Below are 20,553 nucleotides of genomic sequence, written 5' to 3' on the forward strand. Positions count from 1 at the left end.
GCCGTGCCGCATTCCCGAATCCCCGGCGGTGCGGCAGTGTCCTGCGACACCCCACGTCAGCGGGCCGGCGCGCATGAACCGGTCGAAGCGGGGGATCCTCCCGCCGCGCAATCCAAGGAGGAACGCCATGCGACTGTTCAAGCGACCGGGCCGGACCCGCAAGACCCGCCGCACGCCCAGCCTGCGCGAACTCCGCGCCCAGCGGCGCACCCAGGAGGCCGAGGCGAAGCTGCTGGAGACCCAGGCGCGCATCCACCGCGAGGCCGAGCGCATCCGCGGCCAGTACACCTGACCACGCATGGATCCCCGCGCACCGGGCACGGGGCGGCCGTAACCCGAAGGAGGGGCAGGACATGGGTTTCCTGGACAAGCTCAAGAACAAGGCCCAGCGGGCCGCGGGCCGGAGCAAGGAAGAGGCCGGCCGGCGGAGCGGCGACCCGTACCTGGAGGCGGAGGGGCGGCGAGACCGGGTGGCCGGCGGCGCCAAGCAGGTGGGCGAGCGGGCCAAGGACACCGCCCGGGAGGTCCGCAAGACCTTCCGCCGGTGAGGAACCGGTAACCGCGTGCACGTTCGCAGGGGTCTCCCGGCACCGGGAGACCCCTGTTGCCGCGCCCCGCTGCCAAATTCCGACTAATCTTGGCTTTCGTGGCGCTTCAGCCGTTTCCTAACCGATCCACGGTGTTCGGCCTGCGCCTGCGCCAGTGGCTGGTGGTCGCCGTCGCGGTCGCCGTCGCGTACTCCCTCACCGCGGCCATCGCCGTGGTCGGCACCTGGATGACCCTCACCCGCGACCCCACCCCCGCCGAGCTGCGCCGTGCCGCCGACGTCGAGGTGGCCCGCCGCTGGCAGGCGTGGCCGTCCGGACGGATCTTCCCCGAGCGGCTGGCGTACGCGCCGCCCGACGGGCGGCAGGAGCAGGCCCGGCGGGCGGGCATCGCCACCGACACGGCCTGCGAGGCGGGACTCGACCCCGACCTGGTCGGCAAGCTGCGCGCGCTGGGCTGCCGCGGAGTGCTGCGCGCCACCTACGTCGACCGGCTCCAGGGGGTGGTCGTGACGGTCGGGGTGGTGGTCTTCCCCGACCCGACGGCGGCGGCCCGGGCCCGCCGCGAGGTCCCCGGCTCGGCGACCGCGCTGCGCGCCGCGCCGTTCCCCGGCACGGTGGCCGCCCGCTTCGAGGACCCCGCCCGGCAGTACGGCACCGCCGAGCGCGGCGGCCCCTACCTGGCGCTCAGCACGGCCGGGCAGGCTGACGGCCGTCCGGCCGAGGCCCTCGGCGACCGCCGCAGGACGGAGATCTTCGAATTCGCCCCCCAACTCGCGCACACCGTGCTCCGCGCCCTGTCCACCCCGGCGCTGCCCGACTGCGACCGCCCGGAGTGGCGGTGCTGAGGGCCGCGTCCGCCGCGCTCGTCGTCGCCGCGGTCGCCTTCGCCCCGGCCCCGGCCGCCCGCGCCGACATCGTCCGCGACCGGCAGCAGCCGGTGCTCGCCGCCCTCGGCGTGGAGAACGCCTGGCGGACCACCCGGGGCGCGGGGGTGACGGTCGCGGTCATCGACTCCGGCGTGGACCCCGCCCAGGCCGACCTGCGGGGCGCGGTGACCACCGGGCCCAACTACCTGACCCACATCGACCGCTCCTCCCGGCCGCTGCGACGGCACGGCACCGCGATGGCCTCGCTGATCGCCGGGCGCGGGCACGGGCCGGGCGGTCGCGACGGCATCATCGGCGTGGCACCGCAGGTCAAGATCCTGGCGATCCGGGCGCTCGCCGAGCGGGGGGACCCCGGGTACTTCTCCTACCAGGGCGACTCCCGGGCGCGGAACGCGGTGGCCCGGGGCATCCGCCACGCCGCGGACGAGGGCGCCGACGTGATCAACCTGTCCCTGGGCAAGTACGTGTCCAACACCGCCGAGCGGGAGGCCATCGGCTACGCCATCGAGCGCGGCGTGGTCGTCGTCGCCGCGGCCGGCAACGAGGGCGACGAACCCCGCCGGACCGACTCCGGCGGCTACACCGAGTTCTCCTACCCGGCGGGATACCCCGGCGTGATCACGGTGGCGGCGGCCACCCCTGAACACCGGCGCGCGCCCTTCTCCAACCGCAACCACTCCGTGGTGGTGGCCGCGCCCGGGGTGGAGATCGCCACCGCGGCGCCCGGCGGCGACTACTTCCTGACCGACGGCACGAGCAACTCCACCGCGCTGGTGTCGGGGGTCGTCGCGCTGATCCGGGCCAAGTACCCCCGGCTGACGCCCGGCCTGGTCGCCCAGGCGCTGGTCACCAGCGCCCAGGGGGACGGCTACAACCCCGAGTTGGGCTTCGGCGAGGTGAACGCCGCCCGCGCCCTCGAGGCGGCCGCCCCGCTGGCGGGCGCGACCCCGCAGGGCAAACCCGCCGCGCAGCGCTTCGGCGGCGAGACCGGGCCGGTGGCCGTGATCGACCGGCCCTTCTGGCTGACGTACGGAGCCCCCGGCCTGAGCGTGGCGGGGCTCGGCGGCGCCGCCGTCGCCTTCTTCGTGGTCGCCCGGATCCACGGGCGCGCTCGCCGCGAACCCTGAGCCGCACCGGGGACCGGTGATGCCGGAGAGGTTCGGTTCGGCTACGCTCCGCTTTCGTGCCCCTTCCCGTCGGCCCGCGCCCCGTCGCCCTCGGCGTGGCCGCGGCCTGCCTGGTCGTCATGGTGCCGGCGCTGCTGGCGGTCCAGCGGGAACTGGGCCGGGCGCCCACCGGGGCCGAGCGGGCGCGGGCCGTCCTGGCCGAGCAGGCCGGGCGCTGGCGGTCGTGGCCCGCCGGGCGCCTCTTCCCCGGCACGATCGCCTACACCCTGGCGGTGGGCGGCCGGGAGACCGCGCGGCGGGTGGGCATCGGGCCCGGCACCGGGTGCGCGGCGGCCGTGGACGTCCCGCTGCGGGACGGGCTGCGGCGCGCCGGGTGCCGGGCGGTGCTGCGCGCGACCTACCTCGACGCGCCGCAGGGCCTGGTGATCACGGTGGGGGTGCTGGTGCTGCCCGACCCGGCGGCGGCCGCGCGGACGGCGGCCCGGCTGCCGTCGGGACGGTCCGTGGCGTCCCCGGGGCTGCGGGCGCTGCCCTTCCCGGGCTCGGTGACGTCCCGGTTCGGCGACGCCGCCCGGCAGGCCGCCGCGGTCGCGCACCGCGGCCCGTACGTGGTGGCGGCGACCGTGGGATACACCGACGGGCGCCCCGCCGCGCGGATCAGGTCGCGGCAGGACGTCCTCTTCGAGATCGCGCCGCAACTCGCCGCGGGGGTGCTCGGCCCGCTGGCGGCCGGGCCCGGGTGCGGGCGGCCGGCGTGCTGACCTTCCGCCCCGGCGTGGCCCTCGCCCTCGCCTGCGCGGTCGCGACGGCGGCTGGCCCCCCGGCCCGCGCCGACGGGATCCGGGACCGGTTCTGGCCGGTGCTCGCGGCCCTCGACGTCCCCCGGGCGTGGAACCTCACCCGGGGGAACGGCGCCACCGTGGCGGTGCTGGACTCCGGTGTCGACCCCGCGCAGGCCGACCTCGCCGGCTCGGTCACCGTGGGCCCCGACCGCACCGCGGGCGCCAACCCGCGAGGCGTGCCGCCCAGGCAGGTCCACGGCACCACCATGGCCTCGATCATCGCGGGGCACGGCCACGGCCCGCGCGGGCTCGACGGCATGACGGGGGTGGCGCCCGAGGCGCGCGTCCTGTCGCTACGGGTGATCCTGGAGGACGACGAGCCCGGGTTCGACCGCTTCAACTCCGCCGCGCGCTACCGCGACGTCATCGCCGACGGCATCCGGTACGCCGCCGACCACGGCGCCGACGTGATCAGCATGTCGTTCGGCCGGACGACCCCGAGCGACCGGGAGCGCCGGGCGATCGCCTACGCCATAGACCGGGGCGCGGTCGTGGTCGCCGCCGCCGGGAACGAGGGCGACGGGAAACCCGCCCGCCGCCCGCCGTACTCCTACCCGGCCTCCTTCCCCGGCGTGGTCTCGGTGGCCGCGACCGACCGGGAGGGCCGGCACGCCGGGTTCTCCAGCCGGAACTCCGCGGTGGTCGTCTCGGCGCCCGGCGTGGACATCGTGGGCGCCGGGCCGGGCCGGGACTACTGGGTCGGCGACGGCACCAGCCCCGCCACCGCCCTCGTCGCCGGGGTGGCGGCGCTGGTCCGGGCCAGGCATCCCGGGCTGGCCCCGCCCCTGGTGGTCCAGGCCCTCGTCACCGGTACCGCGCACCGCCCCGCCGGCGGCTACGACCCCGGCGTCGGCTTCGGCACGGTCAACGCCGCGGCGGCCCTGGCGGCGGCCGACCGGCTCGCCGGCACGCGCGCCGCCGGCCTGGGCCTGCCGGAATCCCGCCGGTTCGGCCCCGGGCCGGACTCCGGCCGGCCCGGCCCGGCCGAGATCGCTCTCCCGGACACTGGCCGGCTCGCCGTTCCCGGGCTGGCCGCCGCCCTTTCCTCCACCGGCCTACTGGTCTCCCTCACCTTCCTGGCCGCCCGCCGCCCCCGCCGAGCGGCCGGGGATAATCCGAGTGATTCATGATCATTTTTCGGATACCGTGCCTGCGTGTCCGAAGCCGACTCCATATCCGAAACGCCTGAAACGCCGGAGCAGGCGGCCGACCAGGCGGTGCCCGCCCCGTCCCGGCGGCGCCGGGCCCTCCTCGCCGCGGCGCTCGCCGTCCTCGGCCTCGCCGCGGTGGCGGGCGGCGGTGCCGGGCTCGCCGCCGAACTCCTCCGCGAACCCACCCGGGCCGAGGTCGAGGCCGCCGGGGACGCCGAAATCGCGGCCCGCTGGCGGTTCCGCCCGGCCGGCGAGATCTTCCCGCCCACCCTCTCCTACGAGGTCTCCTGGACCGGCACCGAGCAGACCGCCCGGCTGGCGGCCCGCCGGATCGGCATCGCTCCCGCCGCATCCTGTACCGCGGCGATGGAGGCGAAGGCGGCGGCCATCCTGGCGCGCCACGGCTGCCGGACCGTGTTGCGTGCCACCTACGCGGACGCCACCGGCACGTTGCTGACCACCTTCGGGGTGGTCGTCATGCCCGACCGGCCCGCGGCCGCGGCGGCGGAGGGCGGGTTCAGTGCCTCCGGAACCGAGAACAGGGACGGGTACGGCCTGCGGGCCGTCGCGTTCTCCGGCACGATCGCGGCGGGATTCACCGACGCCCGGCGGCAGAAACGCTGGATGGCGGCCAACGGAACCCCCTACATCTTCTTCCACACCAGCGGCTGGGCGGACGCCAGAGGCCGGGTCCCCGACAAGGACAGGGACGAGGACTTCACCTTCGCCGGTGACATCTTCAGCACCCTGATCGAGTCCTTCCAGAAGGTGGCGCGGCCGTGCGAGACGAGGAACGTCCGATGCTGATCCGCAGGCCGTCCGCGCTGCTCGCCACCGTGGCCCTGGCCCTCCTCGCGCCACTGGCGTTCCCCGTTCCGGCGGCCCGGGCCGACTCCACCGGCTGGGACGACAGGCTCGCCCGCGACTTCCGCGACGCCCACCAGACCACCCGCGGCGGGAGGGTCACCGTCGCGATCCTCAGCACCGGGGTGGACGCCGGGTTCGTCGCCCGGCGCGACGCGGTGCGCAAGGGGCGCGACTTCGTCGGGACGCCGCGACCGAAGAAGATCGAGGGCAGTCTGCTGGCCGGACTCCTCGCAGGTCGCGGGCTCGGGCTCGCCCCCGAGGTGAAGATCCTTCCCGTCCGGGTGCACATGGACTGGGAGGAACCGGGAGCGCAGAGATGGGAGTCGCGGAACGACAGCCGGCAGACCACCGCCGACGGGATTCGTTACGCCGCGGACCAGGGCGCCGGGGTCATCGTGGTGGGCCCGCACTTCTGGGATGACAGTTACGGGGGTCCCCTCGGCCCGGCCGTCGCCTACGCCCTGGCCAAGAACGCGGTGGTGGTCGCGGGCAACGGCCGGGTGGAAGGCCCCGAAAGCCACGGTAACCGGCCCTTCCCCGCCGCGATGACCGGAGTCGTCGGGGTCGGCGCGGTCGACACGAAGGGGCGCCCGTACCGCAAGTACTCCCAGCCGGGCAGCGGCGTGCTGGTCGCCGCTCCCGGGGGCGAGCACATCATCTTCAGGCCGGGCGGGTTCTGGAGGTACGAGGGGACGTCGGTGGCGACGGCCTGGGCGGGGGCGGCCGCGGCGCTGGTCCGGTCCGCGTACCCGCGGTTCACTCCGGCCCAGGTCGCCACCGCGCTGGCGAGATCGGCGCGGCACCCGGCGGGGGCCGGCCGCTACGACACGAACCTCGGCTTCGGGATCGTGAACCCGGCGGGCGCGCTGCGGGAGGCCCGGAAGATGGCGGAGAACCCGCTCCCGCTGGGCCCGCCGCCGGGGTCGGTGCCGGACGCGTCACGCTTCGCCGGCCGCCCGGAGCCGATCGAGGCGGTCCGGCACTCGGCGGGGGAACTGGCCGGTTTCTCCGCGCTGGCCGGGGCGGGCGTCCTCGCGATGCTCGCCGCAGTATTCGTCGCCGTGCGCGGCCGGCGCCGCGCCCCGGTCCCGGCCGCGGGATCCCCGCCGGTCCGCCGTGGCCCGCCGTGGCCCGCGGGCGATCCGGTTCCGGAGCCGCCCGGGCCGGCGGACGCGCGGGCCGGGGAGGCGGGAGAATCCGGGGATGGCAGCGGAACCCGATGAGTTCGCCGAGCTGGTGCTCGACCTGGTGGAGCGGATCCCGGCCGGGCGGGTGCTGGCGTACGGCGACGTCGCCGAGTTGCTGGAGTGCGGCGGTCCCCGGCAGGTCGGGCGGGTGATGGCGCACTGGGGCGGTGCGGTGCCATGGTGGCGGGTGCTCCGCGCCGACGGCAGCCCGCCGGCCGGGCACGAGCGGCGGGCGCTGGAGCGGTACCGGGCCGAGGGCACCCCGCTGCGGCCGGGCGGGGCGCGGGTCGACATGCGCCGGGCCCGGTGGTCGGGAGAGTGAAACGGGCGCGTTACACGGGGTTCTTTACGCTGGACTGAGTAAACGCGACATATGTCCTTTATGGGGCGAGAGGATGCTTGGCGTATGAACCGGATCGCGGCCGCCGCCGCCCTGCTCGCGGTGGGCGTGTGCGCGGCCGGGGCCGGCCCCCTGGCGCCGCCGCGTCCGGAACCGCCGCGCAAGGTCCTCGCGCAGCCGCAGGCGCCCGTCCCGGCGGCCCCGAAGGTCCGGTCGCTCGACCGCAAGGGGCTCACCCGCGCGCTCGACCGGGCGCGCGCCGGCCGGCCGCTGTCGATGACCGTGCACGACCTCACCACCGGCACCGTCTTCCGCTACCGGCCCGGCGCGCGGTTCGTCACCGCGAGCTGCGCCAAGGTCGACATGGTGATGGCGCTGCTGCTGCGCCGCCAGAAGGAGGGCGAGGGGCTGGACGCGGCCGAGCGCGAACTGGCCGGGCCGGCGATCCGGTACAGCGACAACCGCGCGGCCGACCGGCTGTGGGAGCGGGCCGGCGGGGCCGAGGGGGTGGGGTCGGCGAACCGGCGGTTCGGGCTGCGCGAGACGGAGACGGTCGGCGGGCGCTGCCTGGACCTGTACTGCTGGGGCATCACCGACACCACCGCCGACGACCAGGTCCGGCTGCTGAAGGCGCTGGTCCGCGACGACGGGCCGCTGGACCGGGCGGGCCGGGAGTACGTCCTGGGGTTGATGGCGCAGGTCGTCCCGGAGCAGCGGTGGGGGGTGAGCGCCGCGGCCCGGCCCGGCGAGCCGGTGGCGCTGAAGAACGGCTGGCAGCGCCGGCTCGCGCACGGCAAGCTGTGGGCGGTCAACAGCGTCGGCCGGGTCCGGACCGGCGGTCACGACCTGCTGATCGCGGTGCTGTCGGACCACCACCCCGACACCGGGGCGGGCATCGCCCTGGTGGAGCGCGCGGCCCGGCTGGCGGGCGAGGAGTTCCGCCGCACCACCGCGCCGCCCGAGCCGCAGTGAGCACCGGCGGGCACGCCACCGGGCGGACCCCGGGCCAGGGCGCGCCGGGCGGTGGTCAGAGAACCTGGTGGCCGTACATCTCGCCGAGGGGGTCGGCGAGCAGTTCCAGCCGCGCGCCGTCCGGGTCGCGGAAGTAGATCGAGGACCCGTTCTCCTCCATGTACTCCACGCCCGCCACGGCCAGCTTGGTGCGCAGCCGCTGCCAGGCCGGGCGCTCCACCGAGATGGCCACGTGGTGCAGGCCGCCCAGCACTTCCGCGTACGGGCCCAGGTCCAGCCCGGGCAGGTCGAAGAAGGCGAGCAGGTTGCCGTTGCCGATGTCGAAGAAGAAGTGGGTGGAGCCCGGGTAGTCGCGGTTCTCGATCATCTCGGTCAGCGGGAACTCCAGCAGGTCCTGGTAGAACCGGACGGTCCGCTCGACGTCCGAGGAGAGCAGCGCCGTGTGGTGCAGTCCCCGGGCGGAGCTGGCGGGCCGGTCCTCGGTCCGCAGGTACGTCTCCCGGATCCGGGCCCGCTCGGCCTCGACCGCGGCGAGATCCACCTGCGAGCGTGTGTGAGCCATGGCGCTCCTCCCTGAAAAAGGCCGGACCCGTGCGTTCTACCCGGGGATCAGCCCAGGGCCAACCACCGTACGCCCCGTTCCCGGACCAACTGCCGCTCGGCCGGGGTGAGCGGGGCGCGCCCGGTCGCGCGGGCCAGCAGCGCGGGCCGGTCCCAGCCCAGCGCGGCCACGGCGTCCGGGCCGCCCGCGGTGACCAGCAGCCGCTCGACCACGGCGCCGCCCTCGTCGGTGGTCCACGGCGCGCGGTCCAGCGCGCGCGCCAGGTCGAGGCCGTGCAGCACCAGCTCGGCGACCCGGGTGACCATGAACTCGGTGAGGAGCATCGCGTCGTCCCACCGGGTGCTGATCCGGCGCCCGGGCGGCTCGGCCCGCACGGCCTCGTCGACGGCTCGCCAGACCTGGTCGAAGTGCCCGGCCAGTTCGTGTCCGGAGCGGAAGCCGCCGGCCCCGCGCCGGGCGTCGGCCACCCGGACGGCGTTGGACTCCGGTGAGAACCGCCGGTCGGGCCGGTAGTAGCCGACGGCGTCGACCTCGGCGGTCGCCGGCTCGGGCTCGGCCAGCCAGCCGGCCACCCGTTCCGTGGTGTTCGTCACGTGGACGACCAGTTCGCGCACCGTCCACGGCTCGCACGACGTGGGCCGGTCGAAGCCGCTCTCGGGCAGGTTCGACAGCACGCCGGCCAGCCGCTCGGCCTCTGCCCGGAAGCCATCCATCACCGGGCTCACCGCACTCTCCCGCCACATGCTTCCATCATGCCCCTTTAGTCCAGTATCGGGGCAACACGCTGCGTACAAGTGCCAACGGCAACTTTCGTCACCTTCGCGACATGCGGTCATTCTGGTCAGCCGAGGCCAGTTGATCTGTTGGAATCATCTCTTGTGTCATCAGCCCCCTATCGCCTCGTGCGCCGCACCGGTGTCGCGCAGGCGCGCCCGCCGGAGCTCGACGACGACCAGCGGCGGGTGGTCGAACACGGGGGTGGGCCGCTGCTCGTGCTGGCGGGGCCGGGCACGGGCAAGACCACCACGATCGTGGAAGCGGTGGTCGACCGCATCGAGAATCGCGGAATCGATCCCGAACGGGTGCTGGTGCTCACCTTCGGCCGCAAGGCCGCCGAGGAACTGCGTGGGCGGATCACCCGGCGGCTGCACCGGACCACCCGCACCCCGCTGGCCCTGACCTTCCATGCCTACGCCTACGCGCTGATGCACCGCGAGGCCACCCGCAACGAGGAACCCCCGCCGCGCCTGCTGTCGGGCCCCGAGCAGCTGCTGGAGGTGCGGCGGCTGCTGGTGGGCGAGCTCGGCGACGGCGGCGCCGACTGGCCGGAGCGGCTGCGCCCGGCCCTGGCCACCCGCGGCTTCGCCGAGGAGCTGCGCGACTTCTACCTGCGGGCCGCCGAACGCGGGTACGGCCCCGAGGAGCTGATCGGCCTGGGCCGCGCCCGGGGCCGCGACGACTGGACCGCCCTCGGCCGCTTCATGGGCCGCTACGCCGACCGGTTCGCGATCGACCCGGTGCCCACCCACGACTACGCCGAGCTGATCGAGCTGGCCGCCGACCTGCTGGCCGACGAGGAGACGCGGCTGCGCGAGCACCAGGCCTACGACGCCGTGTTCGTCGACGAGTACCAGGACACCGACCCCGCCCAGGAGGAGCTGCTGTGGCGGCTCGCCGGCGAGGGCCGCGACCTGGTCGTGGTGGGCGACCCCGACCAGTCCATCTACGGTTTCCGGGGGGCCGACGTGCGGGGGATCCTGGAGTTCCCCGACCGGTTCCCGACCCGCGACGGCTGGCCGGCCCCGGTGGTGGCGCTGCGCACCTGCCGCCGGATGGGGCCGGAGCCGCTGGAGGCGTCCCGGCGGATCGCGCGCCGGCTGCCGGCCGGCCCGCAGTCCGCCGCGCACCGCGCGCTGCTGCCCGTCGAGGGGGCCGAGGAGGGCGAGGTCAGCGTCGTCATCGCCGACAGCGTCAGCCAGGAGTCCGCGCTGGTCGCCGACGAGCTGCGCCGGGCGCACCTGCTGGAGAACGTCCCCTGGTCGCGGATGGCGGTGCTGGTGCGGTCGGCGCAGCTCCAGGTGCCGGCGCTGCGCCGCGCCCTCGCCCAGGCCGGGGTGCCGGTGGTGGTGGCCGGCGACGAGGTGCCGCTGGTCGCCGAGCCGTCCGTCCGGCCGCTGCTGATGCTGCTGCGGGCCGCCCTCACCCGCGGCTACCTCGACGAGGAGGTCGCCGAGGACCTGTTGACCGGCCCGCTCGGCGGCGCCGACGCGCTCGCCATGCGGCGGCTGAAGCGGGCGCTGCGCGACGTCGAGGACCTGTCGGGGGGACGCCGTACGCTGGGCGAGCTCATGATCGCCGCACTGACCGACCCGGGGGAACTGCTGCTGGTCCACGAGAAGGTCCGCGCCCCCGCCGAGCGCGTCGCCCACCTGATCTCCGTCGTCCGCGAGGCGACCGCCGCGGGCGGCTCCGCCGAGGACGTGCTGTGGACGCTGTGGCAGGAGAGCGGCCAGGCCGAAAGGCTGCTGGACCAGAGCGTCCGGGGCGGTGCCCGCGGCGCCACCGCCGACCGCGACCTCGACGCGGTGGTCGCCCTGTTCGACCACGCCGCGCGCTTCGTCGACCGGCTGCCCAAGGCCGGCCCCCAGGTGTTCGTCGACGACCTCGCCGCCCAGGAGATCCCCGGCGACACCCTCGCCGAGCAGGCACCGGAGGGCGAGGCCGTCCGCATCCTCACCGCGCACCGCGCCAAGGGCCTGGAGTGGGAGGTGGTCGTGGTGGCCGGCGTGCAGGAGGGCCTCTGGCCCGACCTGCGGCTGCGCGGCTCGCTGCTGGGCGTCGAGGAGCTGGTCGAGCTGCACGCGGGCACCGAGCCGGACGGCGACGAGGCGGTCGGCGCGTCGATGGCGGCCAAGATGCTCGACGAGGAACGCCGGCTGTTCTACGTCGCGGTGACCCGGGCCCGGCGCCGGCTGGTCGTCACCGCGGTGGGCGGCGAGGACACCGAGGAGCGGCCGTCCCGGTTCCTCAACGAGCTGCTGCCCGGAGCCGCCGAGCAGGCCCAACTCGACGAGAAGACGCGCTGGCTGGCGCTACCCGCCCTGGTCGCCGACCTGCGGTCGGTGGTCGCCGACCCGTCCCGCCCGGAGCCGCTGCGCCGGGCTGCCGCCGGGCACCTGGCCCGGCTGGCCCGCGCCGGGGTGCGCGGCGCCGGCCCGGACCAGTGGTACGCGATCACCGCGCTGTCCGATCCCGGCCCGGCGTTCGCGCCGGACGAGTCGATCACCGTCTCGCCGTCCCAGGTCGAGACGTTCACCACCTGCGGGCTGCGCTGGCTGCTGGCCTCGGCGGTCGGCGCCCGGGAGGGCGGGCCGGACGAGTTCAGCACGATGGGCAAGGTGATCCACGCGGTCGCCGAGATGGCCGGTGCCGACGACGGCGTCACCGAGGTCGACGTCGCCAAGCGGCTCGACGAGATCTGGACCGACCTGGACTTCCGCAGCGCCTGGTACTCCGAGAAGCAGCGCGAGCAGGCCTCGGCCATGGTCGACCGGTTCCTCACCTGGCATCGCGACAACCCCAACGAGGTCGTCGCCCTGGAGGAGAGCTTCAAGGTCGAGCTGGGCCGGGTGGTCATCAAGGGCCGGATCGACCGGGCCGAGCGCGACGCCGACGGCCGGGCGGTCATCGTCGACATCAAGACCTCCACCACCCCGGTGCCCGCCGCCGACCTCGACCGGCACCCGCAGCTCGGCGTCTACCAGTACGCGGTGACGCTCGGCGCGTTCGAGCGGCACGGGCTGGTCGAGCCGGGCGGGGCCAGCCTGATCCAGGTGGGCAAGGGCGCCTTCGCCGCCCGCGCCCGCGAGCAGAACCAGCCGCCGCCGGCCGAGGACGCCGAGCCCGACTGGCCGAAGAAGCTCGTCGAGATCGTCGCCGAGGGGATGTCCAGCCCCGTCTTCGAGGCCCGCGCCAACGACAAGTGCCGTACCTGCCCGGTCCGCTCCTGCTGCCCGGTGCACGAGGACGGTGGGCACGTCCAGTGAGTGAGTCACCATGATCACTCCGGGGGAGCTGGCGCGGCTGCTGGAGGTCCCGGAGCCGACCGTCGAGCAGGCGCAGGTCATCCAGGCGCCGCTGGCGCCGCTGGCGGTGGTGGCGGGGGCCGGGTCGGGCAAGAGCGAGACCATGGCGGCCCGGGTGGTGTGGCTGGTGGCCAACGGGCTGGCCCGGCCGGAGCGGGTGCTCGGGCTGACCTTCACCCGCAAGGCCGCCGCCGAACTGGCCGCCCGGGTTCGCCGCCGGCTCGACCAGCTGCGCGAGAAGCTGCCGCAGGACGAGGTCGAACGGCTCGGCGGAGAGACGATCTTCGACGGCGAGCCGACCGTGTCGACCTACCACGCCTACGCGGCGCGGCTGTTCGGCGACCACGCGCTGCGCGAGGGGCTGGAGCCCTCGATGCGGCTGATCTCCCCGGCGGTGGCGTGGCAGATCGCGTCCCGGGTGGTGGACGCCTACGACGGGCCGATGGACATGGTCGAGTGGTCGCCCGACACGGTCACCAAGGCCGTGATCGAGCTGGCCGGCGACCTGTCGGAGCACCTGCGCACCCCCGACGACGTGCGGAAGGTCGGGGAGTGGCTGGACGAACGGCTCGCCGCGGTGCGCCGCCCGCTCAAGGCGCAGCGCGACATCGTGGCCAAGCACGGGGTGCGCGAGCAGCTGATGCCGCTGCTGGAGGCGTACGCGGCGGCCAAGGCCCGCAAGGAGGTCTTCGACCACGGCGACCAGATGGCGCTGGCCGCCCGGATCGCCCACCGGCATCCCGAGGTGGGGGCGATCGAGCGGTCGCGCTACCCGGTGGTGCTGCTGGACGAGTACCAGGACACCAGCCACGCCCAGCTGGTGCTGCTCAAGGCGTTGTTCGCCGGCGGGCATCCGGTGACGGCGGTCGGCGACCCGTGCCAGTCGATCTACGGCTGGCGGGGGGCCAGCGCCGGGAACCTGCTGCGGTTCGCGCACGACTTCCCGATGCAGGGCTCCCCGCCGGTGCCCGCCCCGGTCGCGCAGCTCTCGGTGAGCTGGCGGAACGGCGAGCGGATCCTCGACGTGGCCGCCCGGGTGCAGGAGGAACTGCGGGCCGAGGCGAAGGTGGTGCCCCGCCTGTACTCGGGCGAGACCCGGCGCGGCCGCGGCCGGGTCGAGTGCGCGCTGCTGGAGACGGTCGAGCAGGAGGCGGAGCGGATCGCCGCCCGGATCGAGCGCCTGCTCGCCGCCCCGGCGGAGCGGGCGCCGGACGGCGAGCCCTGGCTGGAAGGCCCGCTCAAGTGCTCCGACATCGCGGTGCTGGCCCGCAAACGCGCCCAGTTCCCGCTGATCCGCCAGCGGCTGGAGGCGCGCGGCATCCCGGTCGAGGTGGTGGGGCTGGGCGGTTTGCTCACCGTCCCCGAGGTGCAGGACGTGGTCGCCACGCTCCGGGTGATGCACGACCCCACGGCCGGCGCCTCGCTGGCCCGGCTGCTCACCGGCCCGCGCTGGCGGCTCGGCCCGCGCGACCTGGTCGCCCTGGGGCGCCGCGCCCGCGACCTGGCGATGGAGGCCGCCCGCGACGTCCAGGCCCCCGAGGCGGCGCCCGCGGCGGCGGAGCCGGACCTCCCCGCGGCGGAGGAGTTCGACCCGCTGCACCGGCTGGTCGGCGAGCTGAACCAGGAGACCGGGAGCCTGGTCGACGCGCTCGACGACCCGGGCTCACCGGAGGCGTACTCCCCGGAGGGGCGGGGCCGGCTGGCCCGGTTGCGGCAGGAGCTGCGCGGGCTGCGCGCCCAGGCCGGCCTGCCGCTGCCGGACCTGGTCGCCGAGGTGGAGCGGGTGCTGGGCCTCGACATCGAGGTGGCCGCCCGGTCGGGGCTCGACCCGGTGGCGGCCCGCGCCGACCTGGACGCCTTCATCGACGCCGCCGCCCGGTTCGCCGGGGACGCCGAGGACCCCACGCTGGGCGCCTTCCTGGCCTACCTGAAGGCCGCCGAGTCCGAGGAGTTCGGGCTGGAGTCGGGCCGGGTCGGCGAGTCCGACAGCGTGAAGCTGCTGACTGTGCACGCCGCCAAGGGGCTGGAGTGGCCGGTGGTGGTCGTCCCCGGGCTGTCGTTCGTCCCGCAGCGCGGTGGCACGCCCGCGAAGGGGTCGGTGTTCCCCTCGCCGCCGCAGTACGCCACCCGGTGGACGACCAACCCCCGGCTGCTGCCGTTCCCGCTGCGCGGCGACCGCGCCGACCTGCCCCGGCTGGCCGGGCTGGAGAAGGACGAGCTGGCCGACTTCGACGCGGCCTGCGCGGAGCGCGACCTGCGCGAGGAACGGCGGCTGGCGTACGTGGCCGTCACCCGCGCCTCCCACCTGCTCGTCGCCACCGGCTACTGGTGGGGGTCGGCGAGCCGGCCGCTCGGCCCGTCCCCCTTCCTGGCGGAGATCCGCGAGTCCTGCCTGGCGGGCGCCGGGATCGTGCCGGTCTGGACCGACCCGCCCGACGAGGACGCCACCAACCCGCTGCTCGCCGAGGCCCCCACGGCGGTCTGGCCGGCCGACGGGCAGGGGGAGCGGTACGCGGCGATCGTCGAGGGCGCCGAGATGGTCCAGGCCGCGATGGGCGGGCGCACCCGGCTCTGGGCCGGCGACCACGGGCTGGCCACCGCCGACCGGGCCCGGATGACGGCTTGGGCCCGGGACGTGGAACTGCTGCTCGCCGAGCGCGACCGGGGCCGCGGCGGCGACGGGCTGCGGGTGGAGCTGCCGGCCCGGCTGTCGGTCTCCTCCCTGGTGGCGCTGGCCCGCGACCCGGCGGAGCTGGCCCGGCAGATCCGCCGGCCGATGCCCCGCCCGCCCGCCCCGTACGCCCGGCGCGGCACCGCCTTCCACCGGTGGCTGGAGTCGCGGTGGGGCCAGCAGCGGCTGCTCGACCCGGACGAGCTGCCCGGCGCCGCCGACGAGGGCGCGGCCGACGACGCCGAGTTCACCATGCTGCGCGAGCGCTTCGAGGAGTCGGAGTGGGCGGCGCGGCGGCCGCTGGACGTCGAGATCCCGTTCGAGACGATCATCGGAGACCGGCTGGTCCGGGGCCGGATGGACGCGGTGTTCGGCGACGCCGGCAGCGGCTACGAGGTCGTCGACTGGAAGACCGGCGCCCTGCCCCGGGACGGGGAGCTGCAGACCGCCGCGGTGCAGCTCGCCGCGTACCGGCTGGCCTGGGCCCGGTTGGCGGACGTCCCGGTCACCTCGGTCAGCGCGGCCTTCCACTACGTCCGGGCCAACACCACCCTCCGCCCCGCCGACCTGCAAGATGAGGCGGGGCTGCTCGCCCTGCTCGACTCCGTCCCGGTGGTGGGCTGACCGATCGGCCGCCCCCCGGCGTTGTCAGGGGACCTCCGGTAAGGGGATGATCCGGGGCAACGGTCAGCCGGGTCGAGGAGGTCTGCGTGACGACGGCGCATCACGACAGGGTCGTACGGGAGTTCACCAAGCAGTCGAGCGCCTTCGGCGATCCCCGGCTGAACGTGGAGTTCACCCGCTACCTCGCGCGGCTGGTGGACTTCATCGAGCCCGAACTCGACCTCGCCGACGTGTGCCTGGAGGTGGCCTGCGGCACCGGGCTGGTGTCCCGGGCGATCGCCCCGCGGGTGCGCCACGTCACCGCGCTCGACGTCACCCCCGCCATGCTGGAGCAGGGCAAGCGGGAGTCCGACCGCGACGCGGTCACCAACCTCACCTTCACCCGCGGCGACGCCACCGAACTGCCCTACCTCGACCGCTCGTTCACGCTGGTCATCACCCGGTTCTCGCTGCACCACCTGGAGGACCCCGCGGCGGCGGTGCGCGAAATGGTGCGGGTCAGCCGGCCCGGGGCGGGCATCATCGTGGCCGACCTGATCCGGCCCGACACCGCGGCCGACGCCGACCGGCTGGAGCGGGACCGCGACCCGTCCCACCGGAACCTGCTGACCGCCGACGAGATCGTCGAACTGGTCGCCGCGGCGGGCGCCGAGGTCAAGCGGATCGACCGCTTCGACGTGGTGCGCCCGGTGGACTCCTGGCTGGAGCAGACCGGCGTGACCCCCGACGTCGCCGACCGGATCCGGGCCGAACTGCGGGCCGAACTGGACGGCGGCGCGGAGACCGGCCTGCGCCCGGTGCTGGCCGACGGCGAGGACGGCGAGCCCGAACTCTGCCTGACCCACCACCACGCGCACTTCGCCGCCATCGCCCCCTGAGGCCCCTGCGGTTCGCACCGCTGTTCGACAGGAACCCCGGTAGGCTCCCAGTCCATGATTCCCTCCCAGCGGGAGCCCGCGGCGCTGGCCATGCGGATCGGCGTGGTCGCGGCCGAGGCGGCGTTCGCCTCCTTCGCCCGCAACGTCGATCTCGACGAGGTCGCCGAGGGCGAGGCCGACTTCCGGGGGCAGATCGGGCCCGCCGAGTGGCCGGTGTTCTCCCTGGTGCTCGACACGCTCGCGGCGCCCGAGCCCGGCGACGAGCGCACCGTGGAGGAGCGCCGCGTCGCGGCGCTCAACGACCTGGCCCGCATCTGCCTGGCCGCCAAAGAAGCGGGAAGCGCCCGCTAGAGCACCCGCCTCAGGTGCGGAGGGTGTTGTGTTTGATCTTGCCGGAGGCGGTGCGGGGGATCTCCTCGACGAAGGTGACGTCGCGGGGGACCTTGTAGCGGGCCAGTTGCTCCCTGGCGTAGGCGCGGACGTCGTCGGCGGTGAGTTCCGAGTCCTCGGCGAGGACGACGAAGGCGGCCAGGCGCTGGCCGAAGTCCTCGTCGTCGACTCCGGTGACGGCCGCGTCGGTGATCCCGGGGTGGGCCTGGAGGAGCGCCTCGACTTCGCCGGGGAAGACGTTCTCGCCGCCTGAGACGATCATGTCGTCGGCGCGGCCGTCCACGAACAGGCGGCCCTCGGGGTCGAAGTGGCCGAGGTCGCCGGTGCCGGACAGGCCCTCCCGGGTCCGGCGGCCGCCGCCGCCGGTGTAGCCGGAGAACTTGATCCCGCCACCGACGAAGATCTCGCCGGTCTGCCCGGTGGGCAGTTCGCGGCCCTCGGCGTCCAGGATGCGTACCGTGATGCCCAGCGTCGGGCGGCCCACCGTGCCCGGCGCGGCGCGCAGGTCCTCGGGGGTGGCGATGGCGGCCCAGCCGGTCTCGGTGGCGCCGTACGCGTTGCGCAGGATGTCGCCGTAGGCGTCCATGAACGCGTCGGCCAGCCGGGGGCTCAGGGCCGAACCGCCGCAGAGCACGGTGCGCAGCGGGGAGCCCGCCGGCGGGGGGAGGTCCAGCAGGCGTTGCAGCATCACCGGCACCGCGACCATCGCCCTGGCCCGGTGCCGCTCGATCGCGGCGAGCACCGCGGCGGGGTCGAACCGGCGCAGCAGCACCACCGGCGAGCCCTGGCTCAGCGAGAGCGTGCAGTACCCCAGCCCGAGCACGTGGAACAGCGGCGGGCACAGGACGACCGGCTCGCCCGAGCGCGTCCGTACCCGGTTCATGTGGGTGAACGCGGCGGCCATCAGCATGCGGAGCGACAGGTCGTGCCGGGCGCCCTTGGGCGTGCCGGTCGTCCCCGAGGTCAGGATGATCACCCGGCCGGGGCGGGACGGCTTGACCGGCTTCGGGCCGGTGGTCTCGGCCTGCTCCGCCAGGTCCTCGGCCGGCAGCCGGACGCCGTCGAATGACGCGGCCTGCACGGTGTCGGCGAACTCCGCGTCGTGGACGAGCAGCCCGACCTCCTCCCGGGCCATGACCTCGCCGAGCTGGACGGCGGAGAAGTCGGTGTTCAGCAGCACCACGTCCCGGCCCAGCCGGCCCGCGGCCAGCAGCGCCACGATGAACCCGCGGTGGTTGCGGCACAGGATTCCGACCGACCCCGGCCGGCCGTCCAGCAGGCCGTCCAGCACCGTGGCCAGCGCGGTGGCCCGCCGGTCGAGTTCGGCGAAGGTCAGCGAGCCGGCGTCGTCGATCACGGCCGTGCGGTTCGGGAAGCGCAGCGCCGCCAGCGCGCCGACCGCCGCGGGAGTGGGGCCGAGCCGCCGGTAGATCGGCCACATCCGGGCCGCCCGGTCGGGCCGGACCGGCCGCAGCATCCCTGACCACCAGATTCCTGTCACCAGTGCACGTGCCTTCCGCAACACCACGTCGGACCCTCCTCGCCGGCTTGTAGGTAATTACTTACCCTGCTGGGGGCGGGTTAGCGAGGGGTCCGGCCATCAAAACGACGGAAGCCGGGACGAATGCCCAAGATCGCCTGAGGTCGTTGCCCTAACGTGGAGCAGAGGTTCCGACGAGTCCTGGAGCAGAACGTGCACGGTGCACCTCCCCACTTCGCAGACCACGCTCGCCGGCACATGGGCGGCGGCGTTCGATGGGCGAGCAGGTGAGCGGCCCTCCGCTGGCGGGATCCTGCCGGCTGCCGGACGGCTCCTGGGTCCGCGGGCGCGGGCTGCGCAACCCGCCGCCCGCGGGGCCGGTGCCCGGCTTCGGCCTCTACTTGGGGTCCGGCCGGCTGCGCCGCCGCCACGCGGAGCAGATCTCCTGGGCGCACACCTGGATCGAGTGGCCCGACTTCCTGCTGCCCCGCGACCGGGAGGCGGCCGTCCGGCACATCCGGGACCTGCACGAGCGGGCGCGGTCCGGCGACGCCGTCGAGGTGGCCTGCGGCGGCGGCGTCGGCCGCACCGGAACCGTCATCGCCTGCCTGGCCGTCCGCGCCGGGCTGGACCCGGCCGAGGCCGTTGCCTGGACGCGCGAGCACCACCATCACCGCGCCGTCGAAACCCCCTGGCAGCGGCGCTGGGTCGCCCGCTTCCCCCGCGACTGACCCGCCCCGGCCGCCCGACGGCGAGACGCACGCCGCGTCCCTCGGGCCTCGCGCGAGGGCGCGGTGACCGAAGCCGCTCGGGCGCGCGCCGGCGCGCGTCCGGTCAGCCGGACACGTAGTGGAAGTCCGGGCGCGGGTGCATCAGGAACCCGTGGTGGGAGATGTTCCACGCGTACGCCCCGGCCATCCCGAAGGCCACCCGGTCGCCCACCCGCAGGCCGGGTGCCTCGACCCGGGTGGCGAACACGTCCTTGGGCGTGCAGAGCTGGCCGACCAGGGTGACCGGCCCGGGGCCGAGCGCCGGGCCCGTCCCGGTGCCGAGCACGGTGAACGGCTGGTCGTGGCCCTTGGTGACCGGGGTGCGCAGATGGTGGGTGCCGCCGCGCAGCACGGCGTACGCCTCGCCCCGGGTGCGCTTCACGTCCAGCACCTCCGTCACGTACCAGCCGTGGTACGCGGTGATCGCCCGGCCGGGCTCGATCCGCAACCGCGCCCGGTGCCCGGCAGCGGCCAGCCCGGATCCGTACGCGGCCCAGTCGAACCGGTGCGCCGGGTTGCGGTAGTCCACCGCCATGCCGCCGCCCAGGTTGAGCTCGGGCCGGTCGACCCCGAGACCGGCCAGCCAGGGCAGCGCCCAGCCGGCGATCCGGGCGGCCAGGTCGAGCATCGCGGGCGCGTCCAGCCCGGACGCCAGGTGCGCGTGCACCCCGCGCAGCCGGAGCCACGGGGCGTGCGGGAGCAGCGCGGCGCACTCGGCGAGGCCGTCCTCGTCCATCCCGAACGGCCCGCTCATCGCCAGCGCCGCGCCCCGCACGGGCAGGTCCAGGTTGGCGCGCAGCAGCACGTCCACCGGGCGCTCGCCGAGCGCGATCAGCCGGCGCAGCTCGTGTGGGCTCTCGACGTGCAGCCGCTGCACGCCCCCGGCCAGCGCCAGTTCCTCGTCGGTCTTGCCCGGCCCGCCGAACGCCAGCGGGGCGCCCGGCACCGCGGCCCGCACGTGCTCCAGCTCGCCGCCGGACGCCACCTCGAACCCGTCCACGAAGGGCTCCAGCGCCCGCAGGATCGGGGCGTCGGGGTTGGCCTTGGCGGCGTAGAACAGCTCCGCCGCCCCGCTCAGCGCCGCCCGCACCCCGGCCGCGTGCTCCCGCAACCCGGCCAGGTCGTACACGTAGGCGGGCAGCCGGGGCAGGTCCGGGAGATGAGCGAGCACG

At 75.5% G+C, this 20,553-nt stretch carries 19 protein-coding genes; 15 read left to right on the forward strand and 4 right to left on the reverse strand.

Annotated features, from left to right (window positions below):
• Nucleotides 1–127 precede the first annotated feature (127 nt).
• The 10 genes from DPM19_RS35790 to DPM19_RS19680 all read left to right on the forward strand — a co-directional run bounded on the left by DPM19_RS35790 (nt 128) and on the right by DPM19_RS19680 (nt 7,921).
• On the forward strand, nt 128–292 hold the full coding sequence (locus DPM19_RS35790; RefSeq protein ID WP_199485176.1) for a hypothetical protein: 165 nt from the start codon (nt 128–130) through the stop codon (nt 290–292).
• Between the two features lie 61 nt (nt 293–353).
• Nucleotides 354–548: a CsbD family protein gene (locus DPM19_RS19640; RefSeq protein ID WP_111869423.1), complete on the forward strand. Its 195-nt coding sequence runs from the start codon at nt 354–356 to the stop codon at nt 546–548.
• Between the two features lie 131 nt (nt 549–679).
• Complete coding sequence (locus tag DPM19_RS35345) at nt 680–1,393, forward strand: hypothetical protein (RefSeq protein ID WP_158566833.1); 714 nt, start codon at nt 680–682, stop codon at nt 1,391–1,393.
• Complete coding sequence (locus DPM19_RS19650) at nt 1,387–2,562, forward strand: S8 family serine peptidase (protein WP_233510509.1); 1,176 nt, start codon at nt 1,387–1,389, stop codon at nt 2,560–2,562. The genes DPM19_RS35345 and DPM19_RS19650 overlap by 7 nt, the downstream gene beginning before the upstream one ends.
• Before the next feature lie 56 nt (nt 2,563–2,618).
• Nucleotides 2,619–3,323 (forward strand): hypothetical protein, encoded by a 705-nt coding sequence (locus tag DPM19_RS19655; protein ID WP_111869425.1) that lies wholly within the window; start codon nt 2,619–2,621, stop codon nt 3,321–3,323.
• Nucleotides 3,317–4,534, forward strand: coding sequence for a S8 family serine peptidase (locus DPM19_RS19660; protein WP_233510510.1), 1,218 nt, complete (start codon nt 3,317–3,319; stop codon nt 4,532–4,534). The genes DPM19_RS19655 and DPM19_RS19660 overlap by 7 nt, the downstream gene beginning before the upstream one ends.
• Nucleotides 4,535–4,558: 24 nt before the next feature.
• Entirely contained in the window at nt 4,559–5,362 is an 804-nt protein-coding gene (locus DPM19_RS19665) for a hypothetical protein (protein WP_111869426.1), read from the forward strand.
• The gene (locus DPM19_RS19670) at nt 5,356–6,645 is read left to right on the forward strand and encodes a S8 family serine peptidase (protein WP_111869427.1); all 1,290 of its coding nucleotides are present in this window, start codon (nt 5,356–5,358) and stop codon (nt 6,643–6,645) included. The genes DPM19_RS19665 and DPM19_RS19670 overlap by 7 nt, the downstream gene beginning before the upstream one ends.
• Nucleotides 6,626–6,931 (forward strand): MGMT family protein, encoded by a 306-nt coding sequence (locus tag DPM19_RS19675; protein WP_111869428.1) that lies wholly within the window; start codon nt 6,626–6,628, stop codon nt 6,929–6,931. The genes DPM19_RS19670 and DPM19_RS19675 overlap by 20 nt, the downstream gene beginning before the upstream one ends.
• An 84-nt stretch (nt 6,932–7,015) precedes the next feature.
• Entirely contained in the window at nt 7,016–7,921 is a 906-nt protein-coding gene (locus DPM19_RS19680; RefSeq protein ID WP_111869429.1) for a serine hydrolase, read from the forward strand.
• Between the two features lie 55 nt (nt 7,922–7,976).
• Here DPM19_RS19680 and DPM19_RS19685 read toward each other — a convergent pair whose 3' ends face one another.
• Both DPM19_RS19685 and DPM19_RS19690 read right to left on the reverse strand, forming a co-directional pair.
• Entirely contained in the window at nt 7,977–8,483 is a 507-nt protein-coding gene (locus DPM19_RS19685) for a VOC family protein (protein WP_111869430.1), read from the reverse strand.
• A 47-nt stretch (nt 8,484–8,530) separates the two neighbouring features.
• Complete coding sequence (locus DPM19_RS19690) at nt 8,531–9,226, reverse strand: maleylpyruvate isomerase N-terminal domain-containing protein (RefSeq protein ID WP_158566834.1); 696 nt, start codon at nt 9,224–9,226, stop codon at nt 8,531–8,533.
• A gap of 159 nt (nt 9,227–9,385) precedes the next feature.
• Between DPM19_RS19690 and DPM19_RS19695 the strand changes: the two genes are divergently transcribed.
• From DPM19_RS19695 to DPM19_RS19710, 4 genes are all read left to right on the forward strand, one after another.
• On the forward strand, nt 9,386–12,529 hold the full coding sequence (locus tag DPM19_RS19695) for an ATP-dependent helicase (RefSeq protein ID WP_233510511.1): 3,144 nt from the start codon (nt 9,386–9,388) through the stop codon (nt 12,527–12,529).
• A 10-nt stretch (nt 12,530–12,539) separates the two neighbouring features.
• Nucleotides 12,540–15,863 (forward strand): ATP-dependent DNA helicase, encoded by a 3,324-nt coding sequence (locus DPM19_RS19700; protein ID WP_111869433.1) that lies wholly within the window; start codon nt 12,540–12,542, stop codon nt 15,861–15,863.
• A gap of 86 nt (nt 15,864–15,949) precedes the next feature.
• Nucleotides 15,950–16,741, forward strand: coding sequence for a class I SAM-dependent methyltransferase (locus tag DPM19_RS19705; protein ID WP_111869434.1), 792 nt, complete (start codon nt 15,950–15,952; stop codon nt 16,739–16,741).
• 54 nt (nt 16,742–16,795) lie between these two features.
• On the forward strand, nt 16,796–17,092 hold the full coding sequence (locus DPM19_RS19710; RefSeq protein ID WP_111869435.1) for a DUF222 domain-containing protein: 297 nt from the start codon (nt 16,796–16,798) through the stop codon (nt 17,090–17,092).
• Nucleotides 17,093–17,102: 10 nt separating this feature from the next.
• Here DPM19_RS19710 and DPM19_RS19715 read toward each other — a convergent pair whose 3' ends face one another.
• Nucleotides 17,103–18,632, reverse strand: coding sequence for an AMP-binding protein (locus DPM19_RS19715; protein WP_233510512.1), 1,530 nt, complete (start codon nt 18,630–18,632; stop codon nt 17,103–17,105).
• A gap of 254 nt (nt 18,633–18,886) precedes the next feature.
• Between DPM19_RS19715 and DPM19_RS19720 the strand changes: the two genes are divergently transcribed.
• Nucleotides 18,887–19,342, forward strand: coding sequence for a protein-tyrosine phosphatase family protein (locus tag DPM19_RS19720; RefSeq protein ID WP_199485177.1), 456 nt, complete (start codon nt 18,887–18,889; stop codon nt 19,340–19,342).
• Between the two features lie 103 nt (nt 19,343–19,445).
• Here DPM19_RS19720 and DPM19_RS19725 read toward each other — a convergent pair whose 3' ends face one another.
• Entirely contained in the window at nt 19,446–20,552 is a 1,107-nt protein-coding gene (locus DPM19_RS19725; protein ID WP_233510513.1) for a type III PLP-dependent enzyme, read from the reverse strand.
• Nucleotide 20,553 lies beyond the last annotated feature (1 nt).

The sequence above is a fragment of the Actinomadura craniellae genome, from assembly GCF_003289645.1.
In the GTDB taxonomy this organism is placed as follows: Bacteria; Actinomycetota; Actinomycetes; order Streptosporangiales; family Streptosporangiaceae; genus Actinomadura_D; species Actinomadura_D craniellae.

Bases quoted from the DNA above. Each gene is read 5' to 3' on its own strand.
- DPM19_RS19680 (WP_111869429.1), top strand. From the start codon at position 7,016: ATGAACCGGATCGCGGCCGCCGCCGCCCTGCTCGCGGTGGGCGTGTGC.
- DPM19_RS19700 (WP_111869433.1), top strand. From the start codon at position 12,540: ATGATCACTCCGGGGGAGCTGGCGCGGCTGCTGGAGGTCCCGGAGCCG.
- DPM19_RS19640 (WP_111869423.1), top strand. From the start codon at position 354: ATGGGTTTCCTGGACAAGCTCAAGAACAAGGCCCAGCGGGCCGCGGGC.
- DPM19_RS19720 (WP_199485177.1), top strand. From the start codon at position 18,887: ATGGGCGAGCAGGTGAGCGGCCCTCCGCTGGCGGGATCCTGCCGGCTG.
- DPM19_RS19670 (WP_111869427.1), top strand. From the start codon at position 5,356: ATGCTGATCCGCAGGCCGTCCGCGCTGCTCGCCACCGTGGCCCTGGCC.
- DPM19_RS19685 (WP_111869430.1), bottom strand. From the start codon at position 8,483: ATGGCTCACACACGCTCGCAGGTGGATCTCGCCGCGGTCGAGGCCGAG.
- DPM19_RS19690 (WP_158566834.1), bottom strand. From the start codon at position 9,226: ATGTGGCGGGAGAGTGCGGTGAGCCCGGTGATGGATGGCTTCCGGGCA.
- DPM19_RS19675 (WP_111869428.1), top strand. From the start codon at position 6,626: ATGGCAGCGGAACCCGATGAGTTCGCCGAGCTGGTGCTCGACCTGGTG.
- DPM19_RS19710 (WP_111869435.1), top strand. From the start codon at position 16,796: ATGATTCCCTCCCAGCGGGAGCCCGCGGCGCTGGCCATGCGGATCGGC.
- DPM19_RS35790 (WP_199485176.1), top strand. From the start codon at position 128: ATGCGACTGTTCAAGCGACCGGGCCGGACCCGCAAGACCCGCCGCACG.